Origin of the sequence: Thalassospira sp. GB04J01, assembly GCF_000751115.1 — a bacterium.
GTDB classification, from domain to species: Bacteria; Pseudomonadota; Alphaproteobacteria; order Rhodospirillales; family Thalassospiraceae; genus Thalassospira; species Thalassospira lucentensis.
This window is the reverse complement of record NZ_CCDX020000004.1, coordinates 134,520-147,317: the sequence shown is the minus strand read 5'-3', so window position 1 is coordinate 147,317 and position 12,798 is coordinate 134,520. Positions and strand designations below refer to the sequence as shown.

The following is a 12,798-nucleotide window of genomic DNA, read 5'->3' as shown; positions in this document are numbered from 1 at the left end:
TGAACAAGCTGATCGGACAAAAGTCCCTTGTCCGGTCAGTTCATACCAAGATGCAGAATTAAACAGGAGCTTTGCGATGCGGCTAAATGCAGATTTCACCGAACGGGTCGTCATTCGACCGGAAGATTATCATTGGCAACAATCCCCCGCGAGCAGCGTCGAGCGCATGATGCTCGACCGGATTGGCAGCGAAGTTGCACGGGCGACAACAATTGTCAGATTTGCCGCCAATGCATCCTTTGACGCTCACACCCATGATGGCGGTGAGGAGTTTCTGGTTCTTGATGGTACTTTCTCGGATGAAACCGGCGATTACGGCCCGGGCACCTATATCCGCAACCCCATCGGCACACGTCACAAACCCTTTAGCAAGCAGGGTTGCACCATGCTGGTCAAACTTCATCAATTTGCCGCCGACGACACGCAGCAAGTGACGCTTGATACCGGGGCTGCGCGTTTTGTATCCGGCCTCGTCGCAGGTCTTACCGTTCTACCCCTGCATCAACATGGAACTGAAAACGTTGCGCTTGTGTGCTGGAAACCGGGGACCCAATTTAACGCGCACCGGCATTGGGGAGGCGAAGAAATATTTGTCATCGAAGGCATCTTTGCCGACGAGCATGGCATCTATCCCGCTGGAAGCTGGTTACGTAACCCGCACCTGAGCACCCATTCACCTTTCACCGATGAAGGATGCCTTATCTATGTCAAGACCGGGCATCTTGGCAGTGTTGGTTAACCCGGAGGCCAATTGGTTCCGACAGCGGGCGATGTCGGTCTTTCTGGTTACGACATTGCCCATCTTGCGATGAATGTGCTAGATCATCGCGTCCGTCGATTTCGGACGCCGTTTTTATCCATAACAACCAACATAGCGCAAAAAAACATGACTGAACTTAAGTCTGATTTTCTCCGCGTCATGAATGACCGCGGTTATATCCACCAATGTACGGACCTCGAAGGTCTTGATACCTATGCGACGGAAAATACGGTGGTGTGCTATGTGGGCTATGATTGCACCGCAGACAGCCTGCATGTCGGATCGCTTGTATCGATCATGATGCTGCGCTGGTTACAAAAAACTGGCCACAAGCCGATTGTCCTGATGGGCGGCGGTACCACGCGTGTTGGTGATCCAACCGGCCGTGACGACGCCCGCCCGGTTCTGACTGATGAAATCATTGCCGCCAACATGGCTGGCATCAAAAAGGTCTTTCAGCAGTTCCTGACATTTGGTGATGGCCCGACCGATGCGATCATGGTCAATAACGCCGACTGGCTTGATAAACTGAACTACATCGAATTCCTGCGTGATTTTGGGCGGCATTTTTCGGTCAACCGGATGCTGAGCTTTGACTCGGTTAAAATTCGTCTGGAACGTGAACAGTCGCTGAGCTTCCTTGAATTCAACTACATGATCCTGCAGGCCTATGACTTTGTAGAACTGAACCGTAACTATGCCTGCACGCTGCAGATGGGCGGATCGGATCAGTGGGGCAATATTGTCAATGGTGTCGAGCTTGGCCGTCGTGTTGATGAAAAGTCACTGTTTGGCCTGACCACGCCGCTGATGACCACCGCGTCAGGGACCAAAATGGGCAAGACGGCGTCTGGTGCTGTATGGCTCAACGAAGAACGACTGTCGTCCTATAATTACTACCAGTTCTGGCGCAACACCGAAGATGCTGACGTCATCAAATTCATGCGTCTGTTTACCGAAATGTCGCTCGAACAGATTGCGGAATACGAAAAGCTCGAAGGATCGCAGATTAACGAAGCCAAAAAGGTTCTCGCCCTTGAAGCGGTCAAGCTGTGCCGCGGCGAAGAAGCCGCCCTTGCCGCTGCTGAAACCGCGCGCAAGACCTTTGAAGAAGGCGTTTTTGCCGACGACCTGCCAACCGTCGAAGTTGCCAAGGCTGAACTTGATGCGGGCATTCCGGCATTTGATCTGTTCCGCCGGGCGGACCTTGCCAAAACCGGCGGTGAAGCACGCCGCCTGATCAAGGGTGGTGGGGCCAAAATCAATGACGAAAAAGTCAGCGACGAAAACGCCACGATTAATGCCGATGCCATCAATAAAGACGGTGTGATCAAGGTTTCTGCGGGCAAAAAACGTCACGTGCTGATCAAGCCGGTCTGATCAAGGCATCTCATCAAAAGACAAAAACCCCGCAGCCTGTGCTGCGGGGTTTTTGTTTAAATACGATACCATTGGTCCGACGATATTAACCTGAGGACGTTACCCCGGTTCCGCCCCGGTAATGAGGTTGCGAAACACTCCCGGCACAAAGGTCGATAGCGGGTTCACATCGACATCCGGCTCATTCAGATCGCCTTCGATGGTGTATGTCGGGGCAAAGATGCCACCGCCCTCTTCCCCAACCAGGAGGTCGCCAAGGATCGGAATAACACCAAGGGCAGAGTTCAACGCATAGATTGGCACAATTGATCCCGCCAAGCGGATTTCAGATTTCGCAAGATCAATCGATCCATTGGCCGTCACACCAACAGCTGTGCCGTTTGCCGCCACCTTGCCAAGGGTCAGCACATCGTTGACATAGGTGAAGTCACCGTTCAGTTCGTCAAAGGCAATGCCATTGCCCGCCAAAACATCACCTAAGCCTGTGAGCGAGGCCGCGCCGAGTACCCGTGCGGCAATCGGTGCATTCACCACCCGGAATTCATCAATGTTGATCTTGCCGGTGAACGGTTGGGCTTCATCGCCCTCATCGACCGTTCCTTCGACAACCATGCGTCCGCCCAGAAGATTGTCGTACATGTCCAGCGCGCGCAAAAATCGCCCGGCATTTTCAGATGTCAGCCTGACTGTACGGGTTTTGAAATCCGTGCGTTCAACCTGAGCGAAAATGTTGGCACGATCCCCAAAGGTCCCGTTCAGAACGAGGCTGTCCCATTCGTCGCCGATCATATGGATCGCGCCTTCAACCTCATTGATCAGTTCGCCATTGGCCATGACCATCTGATCAACATTCACGAAAACATCTGTTTTGCCACCAACCCGTGATGCCCTCTCTCCGATCCCACCACTGTTGGGGTTATTGCCCGCAGGCAGATCATTCTGATCGCTGTCATCACTGACAATCCAGGGGGTTAAAATCGCCTGTTGGGCATTGATTTCGATTTCCTGATTTTCACCCATCTTGTTAAGGATGATTTTGCCCCCCGTCAATGTGGGTTCACCCCCCTTGATCAGGAAACGATCCCCCGCAAGGGTGACCATTGCATCCTGCCCAATCGGATTTTCTGACGTTGTGGTCGCAGCATCGTTCGTGTGGTCCTCAACAAAGGACCGCAAATCAAATTGCTGTCCGCTCAGATCAACAAACAATTTCTGATCCTGAGACAACCGAACCGATCCCGAAAGACCAAGGTTATCGCGGAAATTCGAGCTATCAAGGTTAAGCGCCCAAACATCGGAAATCTTGCTGTCACCACTCCATTTCGCTTTGCCATTGGCGTTAAGCAGTGGTGCAGAAACACTAAACGCATTCAGACTGCCGCTGTTATCACCAAGAACGACAAGATCAAATGTCGCCGTTGCAGGAACATTCGCCGCCTTTTGGTACTCAACCGCGTCAATGTTAACCGCCACCTGTTTAAGGCCAACATCACCGGTCACACCAACGGTGTTTCCCCCCACCTTGATGTCGACAGTTCCATCTGCAACGCCAGTTAAATAGGGGGAAACATCAAGATCGACTTTTGCCAAAGCCGACAAATCAAGGTCCCCCGACAGGGTGTAATGGCTGCGCACTGCGGCTTTATCGGCAAAACTTTCAATCCACTTGATGTTGGTTCGCCCCTGCCCGATGGCGGCATCACCGCTAAGATCAAGCCCCTTGGTATTGACCTGCAATTCAAATGCGCCGTCTGCGATATCAAGATCGCGAAATGCTTTCGTCACCTTGGCATTTTCAATCCGGGTGGCAGCGGCCACCTCGACATCATCAAATGTGACCGCACGCAACAGTGGGAAATAAAGCCTTACGCGGGTTGCCTGATCGCCTGTGATCTGCTTGGGGTCAATCCCCAGACGCTTTGCAAAACCAAGCGGTTCGGCATCAATCAGCTCAAGGGCTTTTTGCACACTTCCGTGGGCGACGACTTCGATATCTGCCGATGGGACAGGTTCATCAAGCTTGGTGAATTCGATGGATGCATTTTCAACAGTCAGGCCATCCGCATTGCCCTGATCGGCATAGATTTTAAAGCTGGTTGCATCAAACTCAGCCCGCCCGGCCGCATCAAGAACCACAGGCATCTCGCCAAGATAATGTACCGTGACCCCCGACATGGTCATCTGCCCGCCCAGAGCATCGAGAATGACTTCACCGGCTTCATCCTGATGCAGCTCAGTATGCATGGTTGCCTGATGAACAATGCCCTCAGACAGGTTCTCAATCACCCATTCGCGCGCATCATACCCGACGTTTTCCGGCCATAACCGGTTCAAATCATTGGTCGCAACGTCTTTTGCCGACACATCCAGATTGATTCTCCAGTCTGAAAACGGATCAAGGACAACCCCCTTAAGGCTTGCCACCGAAGCACCGACATTCAGGGTCACATCATCAAAGCTGATCCGACCGGGCACATAGCTTGTGGCAATACGCCCACCCGTCACACGATAGGTTGCGCGCATTTCTTCGGGCAAGGAAACAACGCCACTTCCGACAGACAAATCCGCACTGGCCGAAATCAACTCGCCATTCGCGTCATACTTTGCCTTAAGCCCCCCGGAAACCGGTACAAAAGCATCGCGCAGGCCATCAAATACATTTGAAATGGTCGCAAGTTCCGCAAGCTCGATCTCGCCAAGCTTGGCGGTAAGGTCAATCTCGCCGGTTCGGGTGCTGTAGTCACCGGTGACATCGATACGGGTTGCAACAGAACCAGCTGAAACCTGCATGGATGCTTCGGCCGAAACGCCAAACTTCCCGCGTGACAAAAGAATGTCTGCCTGTGGAGCGGCCCAGATAACACCAAGCTTTTCGTCACGCACCTGCAGGTCAGCATTTACAACGCCGAAACTTTCAAAGTAATCCGCTGCGGGGAAGTCTGTCCGTGCGCCAGACAGAATATCAACAATATCGCGCAGCGCCTGACTGCCGGAATGCACACTCGATCCAGGATCGGTGCCATTTGCACCATCCTCCGGCAACGCATCAGTCCCCTGATCGTCCCCCGGAACTGGCGGCAGATCAATCACAAGGGATGGCGCGCGCTCTGACTGATTTAAAACGTCCGGTGATGCGCTGTCTTCTGTCGAAAGGTTGCTGCCATCCGCTGATCGATTTGCGTCATCCAACACATCTCCTTCGGCGGCATATCCAACATTCACCGCGCCATCGCGTCCCCGTTCAAGCCGTATCCGCGGCCCGATCAGGTTTAATTCGCGCAGGGCAAGGACACCTTCAAAAAGTGCCTTGGTTGAAAACACAACGTCTGCCTCGGGGACTTGCAGAAGTTCGCTATTGTCTGGCCCACGCACCGAAACATCACGCAGGCGCACATCAAACTTTTCGTCCCAACCGCGCCAATACAAAACAAGATCGTCAACAGACAGGCGGTTTTCGCCCATCGACTGATTAAGACGATCCACGATGTAAGGCGTAATACGATGCAGCGAGACAGGTCCCTGTGCGACGCGCCAGACGGTAACCGCGCCAAACACACCGACAAACAGGACGAGGGCCCCAAAAATCAGCCCCAACCATCCAGAAAAGGTTTTTAACAGGCGCACCCTATTTACCTTGAATTCTCGGTGTCATACACAGATTTACCAATAGCCAAAAACAGTCCAATACAGTTTATCGCACGCAACACCGTGCTAAAACCGGTAAAAGAAACAAACTGTTATTGATCTTATCCCTTTTTACCGATCCACAGAAAAGATAAGGTCGGCGTCGTAACTAGAAACATGTTTCCCCGACCCTCGGGATCACGATACCATCATAGGTCTTATGCTATCAGCCGTAAATCTGTGCATAGCCCGGTTCGTCACCCTTTCGCAATACAAGGAAAGCAATAAAGTGTCTCTTTCCTGGATATCACATGATCTTCCCAAACCATTTGATCGTGAACGCACTGCTACCGCATTTGAGCGTTGGCGGGCATTGGCAGAACGTCCTGCCTTTGAAAGTATTTCTGATCAAATTGTCGAGATTGCGACAAACGCGCAAACATCGTCTGTTTTGGCTGCTCTTTTTGGCAACAGCCCGTATCTGACGAACCTGTGTTTGCGCGATCCGGGGACGGTCTGTGATGTCTTTGCCAATGGCCTTGATGATGCTTTTAAAACGGCTCTTGATCCGGTCCGTGAAAGTGCCAAGGCCGCCCCGCTTGATCAACCAACCACCATGGCGACCGTTCGCATTGCAAAACGCCATGCCGCATTGGTGATCGCCATTGCCGATATCACAAACGCATGGTCGCTTGAAAAAATCACCTCTGCTATCAGCGACACCGCTGAGCTTACCCTTGGCTTTACCATAGCCCATTGTTTGTCCGCCTTGGCGCGTCTTCGCAAATATGATCTACCAAATCCGGAAAACCCACTGAAAGACAGCGGCATTTTTGCCATTGGCATGGGCAAGCTTGGTGCAGGTGAGTTGAATTATTCATCCGATATCGACCTGATCTTCCTGTATGATCAGGATGTTGTGACCTATGTCGATCCGGACCGTATCCATCAGGATCTGGTGCGTATGGTCCGCGATATTGCCCGCATCATGGAAGAACGTACCGGCGACGGATATGTGTTTCGTACTGATTTACGATTACGCCCCGACCCATCATCAACCCCACCGATTTTATCGATGCTGGCGGCTGAAACCTATTATGAAACAGTGGGGCAGAACTGGGAACGTGCGGCCATGATCAAGGCCCGCATTGTTGGCGGCGATCACAATGCTGGGAATGCGTTTCTTGAAATATTGCGCCCCTTTGTCTGGCGCAAGCACCTTGATTTTCTGGCGATCCAGGACATTCATTCGATCAAACGCCAGATCAACGCCCATAAAGGCGGCAGCAAGATCAACATACCGGGCCACAACATCAAGCTTGGCCGCGGCGGCATTCGCGAGATCGAATTTTTTGCCCAGACCCAGCAACTGATTTGGGGCGGACGGGAGGTTTCCCTACGCTGCAAGGCAACCTGCGAAACATTGCGCGAATTGACCGAATTCGGTCAAGTATCAGAAAATGTCCGCGATGAAATGCTCAGCGCCTATGCGTTCCTGCGCACCGTCGAACATCGGTTGCAAATGATCGATGATCAACAAACCCAGACCCTGCCGGAAAGTGATGAAGGCCTGCATGCATTGGCAACCTTCCTTGGCTATCCCAACCGGGCCGCGTTTATTGCTGACTTGTTGCTGCATTTGCGCAACGTTGAAAACAATTATGCGGAACTGTTCGAAGATGACGTTCCTTTGGCCGGTGCGACCGGCAACCTTGTCTTCACCGGCACAGAAGACGACCCCGAAACATTGGCAAATTTGCGCCAAATGGGGTTTGAGAATGCCGAAAATGTATCGGTTACGGTGCGCGGCTGGCACCATGGCCGATATCGTGCCACCCGGTCGCGTCGTGCGCGCGAAATCCTGACTGAACTGATGCCAACCTTGCTTGGTGCCTTGGCCAAAACCACCAATCCGGGCATGGCATTTCGCGCCTTTGATGATTTCCTCAAAGGACTTCCGGCAGGTGTTCAGGTTTTCTCACTGTTTACCGCCCACCCGGAACTTCTTGAACTGCTGGCCCAGATTGCCGGGACCGCACCCCGCATGGCCAAATACATTGGCCGGAACGCAGCGGTCCTTGACTATGTGCTGATGTCGGGCTTTCACGAAGAACTGCCCGATGCGCAGGATATGATCATGGAACTTGACGCGCGCCTGTCGCGCGAAGACATGGTCGAAGACTGGCTTGATTGCGCCCGGCGCTGGGCCAATGACCAGAAATTCCAGATTGACGTGCAAACCATCCAGAACCGTCATACCCCGCATGCTGCGGGACGCGCCCTTGCCGATGTTGCCGATGTTGCCATTCGGTCCCTTTTCCCACGCATTGCCGATGATTTTGCCACCAAACATGGACAATTCGAAGATGGCGGCTTGGCGGTCTTTGCACTTGGCAAGCATGGCGGTCAGGAACTGTCGCCGGGCTCGGACCTTGATATGGTCTTTATCTATGATGTGCCCGAAGACGCCGAAGAGTCAGATGGCGATAAGCCGTTGTCACCGGGGCATTATTACATCCGTCTCAGTCAGCGATACATCAATGCCCTGTCGGCCCCGACCGCCGAGGGTATCTTGTTTGAAACCGACTTGCGCCTACGTCCCAGTGGATCAAAAGGCCCGCTTGCGACCCATTTCAAAAGTTTCGATACCTATCAAAACAACGACGCATGGACATGGGAACATATGGCGCTGACCCGCCTGCGTCCGGTCTATGGTCCGGAAAACCTGTGTAAAAAGGTCGTTGCGACGACCAATGCGGTGCTGTGCAAAAAGCGGGACCCTGATCGGTTGGTGCGCGAAGTCTTTGACATGCGAAACCGCATGGATGCTGGCAAGGGCGACAATCACCCTTGGGCAATCAAAATGCGGCGTGGTGGTCTCGTTGATCTTGAATTCATTGCGCAGTATCTGCAATTGCGCCACGCCCATGATCATCCTGAAATATTGTCGCCAACCACCCGCGATGTGTTTAAAAATCTTGATGCAGCGGGAATTCTGGATGGGGAACAGGCAAAGTTTCTTGCCAATTCCGGATCGTTCTGGCTGGCGATACAGGCCATGTTGCGGCTCACCACCGAGGGCCCGTTTGATCCGCAAACGGCCAGCACCGATTTGCGCAAAATGCTGGCCACAGCCGGGAAATGCGACGATTTCGAACAATTGCAGGCCAAGGTCGACGAAACAGCCACCAAAACCAAGGCCATCTATGACCTGATCATTAGCGATCCGGCCGAAAAAGCGGGCCCGATCCCTGAAAGCTGATGAAAGCCTACGATAACGGTGAAAATATCAATGATCCGGATGCCCTTGCCATCCCTATAATGGATTATATTTTTATGCCCGCGCCTTCAATCACGGCGAACGATGGATGCGCGACACTGCGGATCACACATGCGCACGAACAGACAAAGGATAGAACATGACACTTGATACAGGCGCGACAGCCCCGGATTTTGAACTGCCGACCGACGGTGGCGGCAGTGTGAAACTGTCTGATCTACGCGGCAAGCCGGTGGTGATCTATTTCTATCCCAAGGACATGACACCGGGCTGCACGACAGAATCCTGCGAATTCCGTGATGCAGAACCAGATTTTAGTGCCGTTGACGCACAGATCATTGGCATTTCCAAAGACAGTGCGGATCGCCATGACAAGTTCAAAGCCAAACATGATCTGAACTTCATTCTCGCCTCTGACGAGAATGGCACCACCTGCGAAGATTACGGTGTGTGGAAGGAAAAAAGCATGTATGGCAGGAAATTCATGGGCATTGAACGAACCACCTTTGTTATTGATGCCCAAGGCACAATCCGTAATGCGTGGCACAAGGTCAAAGTCAAAGGCCATGTCGCAGAGGTTCTTGAAGCCGTCCGCGCCCTTTAAAATCTGCGCCATGATACGTAAAGGCCCGACAATCATCCTGTCGGGCCTTTTTTTATTCGATCTTAAAATGCTTTAAGTTCAATGTCGTGACCGATGAGGCCCATATTGATTTGGTTGCCTTACCTTGTTTCTCAGGCTAAGAATTTGAATATGGGAATATAGGTGAGCATAAATTTCACCTATCAGGAGAAAACAAACCGGTTCACCGGCAAGGCGGGTAATTCAATGAACAAGAATGTTGTCGATCTTGACGATCAGATGCTTGCAGACTTTCGTGATGAAGCCCACGACATCATCAATTCGATTGATGTCCATTTGCAGAATGCGCGTGGCAAGGCCGACCCCATCCACCTGACAGCCATTCAGCGCGAAGTTTTCAATTTGCGGTACAAAGGCAAATCGGTCGCTGCCCCGCTGATCAATCTGACCAGCCATCGTCTTGCAGATTATGTCACGACCTGTAAGGAACTCAATGAAGGTGCTGTCGAAGACATTCAGGCCTTTGTCGATAAAATCCAGACCCTTCTTGACGGTGACATGACCGCAGGCGGCACAGATACTGCCGAGTTTGTCCGCGAACTGCCATCAAAACGAACACCAGACATTGACCCCAACTGGCTCAAACAAACCAATGTCGAGGCCCTTTTGGTCATTCCGCAACGTTCAATGGCGGTGATTGTTGAGCGTGAACTGGCTGCTTGCGGATATCGCAGCTCCGTGACCCAGACCTCGTTTGAGGCCATCGAACTTGCTGTGCGCACCCGCCCAGATTTCATCATTGTCGCCAAGACCATCGATGAACTCAGCGGCGTTGATCTTGCCAATGCGCTGCAAGCCATGCCCAAAACGCGCAACATCCCAACCGCGGTTCTGACATCGGATGCCCCGAACCATCCGTCTTTGCAGGACCTGCCCTGCCGAACTGCGATCATCCGCAAGGGGAACTCGTTTGGCGAAGATCTGGCAGAAGCCCTTGCGCGCTTTAACATCACCTGATCAAACGATCAGGTGACCATCCATCTTTGCGGGCGTTCGGGCATTATCATGCTGGACGCCCTTTTTCTTTGTTCATTGACCAGACGTCTGGCAGATGTCAGACACAGCGTGGCCTTAACTCCTGCACCAGTTCCGGATGATCATGACCAAACTGACCCTCGCCGAAGCCGCCAAGCGTGCCCTGCTCACCGTAGATGCCATCGAGAAGGCCAATGTAACCGCTGAAATGGCTGCACTGTGGCGTAGTGGCGAGATCACGGAAGTTGGGTCAACCGATCTTCCTGATCGTCCGGGACGCCCGGCAAAGCCGGAACTGCTGCCACCCAACAAAATGCCCAAACGCAAAAAAGGCAGTGTTCAGGGACGTATCAGCCTTTTGCATGCGCTGGCCCATATTGAACTCAATGCCATCGATCTGGCATGGGACTTATGCGTGCGCTTTCCCGATGCAGAGATGCCAAAACACTTCCATGATGCGTGGGTTCAGGTCGCAGATGACGAAGCCCGTCATTTTAAAATGATCGTTACACGACTGGGCGAAATGGGGGCGGCCTATGGCGACCTTCCGGCTCATGACGGGTTGTGGGAAACATCGATGGATACGGCCTATGACATTTTGCCGCGTCTGGCCGTGGTACCGATGGTGTTTGAGGCACGCGGGCTTGATGCCGCCCCGCCGACCATTGAACGGCTAATTGCCCACGGGGACACCGAAAGTGCCCGTATTCTCGAAATCATCGCCCATGATGAAATCGCCCACGTCGCAGCAGGCCGGAAATACTACGAATATGTCTGCGATCAGCGCGGTCTTCCATACTACACAACCTGGCACGACATGCTGCGCAAGCATTTCCGTGGATCGTTAAAGCCCCCCTTTAACGACGAAGCCCGTTACGAAGCCGGCATGCCGCCTGATTATTATCAGGACTATGTGCTTGAACTGCCTGATATCGGTTATGACGCCTGATTGATCTTTTCCGGCAAGATTGATTCAAAGCAAGGCTTTCAAACATCCATCGCCCTATTCTTTTGACGTGAATTAAACAGACCCAAGCAAACGGGTCTTTTCCTTCCGTCAGGAGGTCCGAACATGCCTGCCACGATGAAAGCTGCCTTAGTCCGCGAATTTGGCAAACCCTTGTCGATCGAAGAAGTCACAGTGCCCAAAGTCACACCGGGCAAGATCCTTGTGAAAATCGAAGCGTCGGGCGTGTGTCACACCGACCTGCACGCCGCCGAAGGCGACTGGCCGGTAAAACCCAATCCGCCGTTTATCCCCGGCCACGAAGGTGTCGGGATTGTTTTCGAAGTTGGCGAAGGTGTCACATCCGTCAAGGAAGGAGACCGTGTAGGCGTGCCGTGGCTGCATTCGGCCTGTGGTCATTGTCATCACTGCGTTACCGGCTGGGAAACCCTTTGCGGTGAACAAATCAATACCGGCTATTCGGTCAATGGCGGTTTTGCTGAATATGTTCTGGCCGATCCGAACTATGTCGGGCATCTGCCGGACCGGCTTGAATTTGGCAATGCAGCGCCTGTGTTATGTGCCGGTGTCACGGTCTATAAGGGGCTTAAGGAAACCGAATGCAAACCGGGTGAAACGGTGGTTATTTCGGGTATCGGCGGTTTGGGCCATATGGCTGTTCAATACGCCAAGGCCATGGGCATGAAGGTCATTGCGGTTGATATCAGTGACGACAAGCTGACCTTGGCCAAGGATCTTGGCGCAGACTGGACCCTGAACGCCAAGGAAACCGATGTGGTTGCCGAAGTCCAAAAACAAATGGGCGGTGCCAACGGGGTACTGGTCACAGCCGTTTCCAAATCCGCCTTTTCCCAAGGGGTTGGCATGCTGGGCCGTCATGGCACCATGGCGCTATGTGGATTGCCGCCCGGAAAATTCGAACTTGATATTTTCGATACAGTTCTATCGCGCAAAACCATCCGTGGGTCGATTGTCGGCACCCGCGCGGACCTTCAGGAAGCGCTTGATTTTGCGGGCGACGGAAAGGTGCATTCGCATTACACCACCGAACCGATGGAAAACATCAATTCGATCTTTGACCGCATGCGCAAAGGCAAAATCGATGGCCGTATCGTGATGTCGATCTCATAACATCATCCCGGAAAAAACGGGCAGCCAGACGGCTGCCC

General features: G+C 52.8%; 8 protein-coding genes. 7 read left to right on the top strand and 1 reads right to left on the bottom strand.

The genetic code is table 11. The features are described 5' to 3' along the window. Positions 1-76 precede the first annotated feature (76 nt). Together AMM48_RS00980 and tyrS are read left to right on the top strand one after the other, a co-directional pair. Positions 77-739, top strand: coding sequence for a cupin domain-containing protein (locus tag AMM48_RS00980; RefSeq protein WP_102782566.1), 663 nt, complete (start codon positions 77-79; stop codon positions 737-739). Positions 740-886: 147 nt separating this feature from the next. Then, positions 887-2,140, top strand: a complete 1,254-nt coding sequence (gene tyrS, locus AMM48_RS00975; protein WP_102782654.1) for a tyrosine--tRNA ligase — start codon at positions 887-889, stop codon at positions 2,138-2,140. Between the two features lie 99 nt (positions 2,141-2,239). Here tyrS and AMM48_RS00970 read toward each other — a convergent pair whose 3' ends face one another. Beyond that, complete coding sequence (locus tag AMM48_RS00970; RefSeq protein ID WP_102782565.1) at positions 2,240-5,764, bottom strand: AsmA-like C-terminal domain-containing protein; 3,525 nt, start codon at positions 5,762-5,764, stop codon at positions 2,240-2,242. A 220-nt stretch (positions 5,765-5,984) separates the two neighbouring features. Between AMM48_RS00970 and AMM48_RS00965 the strand changes: the two genes are divergently transcribed. From AMM48_RS00965 to adhP, 5 genes are all read left to right on the top strand, one after another. After that, complete coding sequence (locus AMM48_RS00965; RefSeq protein ID WP_279627463.1) at positions 5,985-9,026, top strand: bifunctional [glutamine synthetase] adenylyltransferase/[glutamine synthetase]-adenylyl-L-tyrosine phosphorylase; 3,042 nt, start codon at positions 5,985-5,987, stop codon at positions 9,024-9,026. Between the two features lie 157 nt (positions 9,027-9,183). Beyond that, positions 9,184-9,648, top strand: a complete 465-nt coding sequence (gene bcp, locus AMM48_RS00960) for a thioredoxin-dependent thiol peroxidase (RefSeq protein ID WP_022733501.1) — start codon at positions 9,184-9,186, stop codon at positions 9,646-9,648. A 162-nt stretch (positions 9,649-9,810) separates the two neighbouring features. Beyond that, positions 9,811-10,644, top strand: a complete 834-nt coding sequence (locus AMM48_RS00955; RefSeq protein WP_244271073.1) for a response regulator — start codon at positions 9,811-9,813, stop codon at positions 10,642-10,644. Between the two features lie 142 nt (positions 10,645-10,786). Beyond that, positions 10,787-11,611, top strand: coding sequence for a ferritin-like domain-containing protein (locus tag AMM48_RS00950; protein ID WP_102782563.1), 825 nt, complete (start codon positions 10,787-10,789; stop codon positions 11,609-11,611). 123 nt (positions 11,612-11,734) lie between these two features. Then, positions 11,735-12,760 carry an alcohol dehydrogenase AdhP gene (adhP, locus tag AMM48_RS00945; protein WP_102782562.1) on the top strand — a complete coding sequence of 342 codons (1,026 nt, stop codon included), beginning with the start codon at positions 11,735-11,737 and terminating at the stop codon, positions 12,758-12,760. The last annotated feature ends 38 nt before the right edge of the window (positions 12,761-12,798 follow it).

What these genes read in the sequence shown, in the direction of transcription:
- AMM48_RS00980 (WP_102782566.1), top strand. Translation starts at nt 77, where the DNA reads ATGCGGCTAAATGCAGATTTCACCGAACGGGTCGTCATTCGACCGGAA.
- tyrS (WP_102782654.1), top strand. Translation starts at nt 887, where the DNA reads ATGACTGAACTTAAGTCTGATTTTCTCCGCGTCATGAATGACCGCGGT.
- AMM48_RS00965 (WP_279627463.1), top strand. Translation starts at nt 5,985, where the DNA reads ATGCTATCAGCCGTAAATCTGTGCATAGCCCGGTTCGTCACCCTTTCG.
- bcp (WP_022733501.1), top strand. Translation starts at nt 9,184, where the DNA reads ATGACACTTGATACAGGCGCGACAGCCCCGGATTTTGAACTGCCGACC.
- AMM48_RS00950 (WP_102782563.1), top strand. Translation starts at nt 10,787, where the DNA reads ATGACCAAACTGACCCTCGCCGAAGCCGCCAAGCGTGCCCTGCTCACC.
- adhP (WP_102782562.1), top strand. Translation starts at nt 11,735, where the DNA reads ATGCCTGCCACGATGAAAGCTGCCTTAGTCCGCGAATTTGGCAAACCC.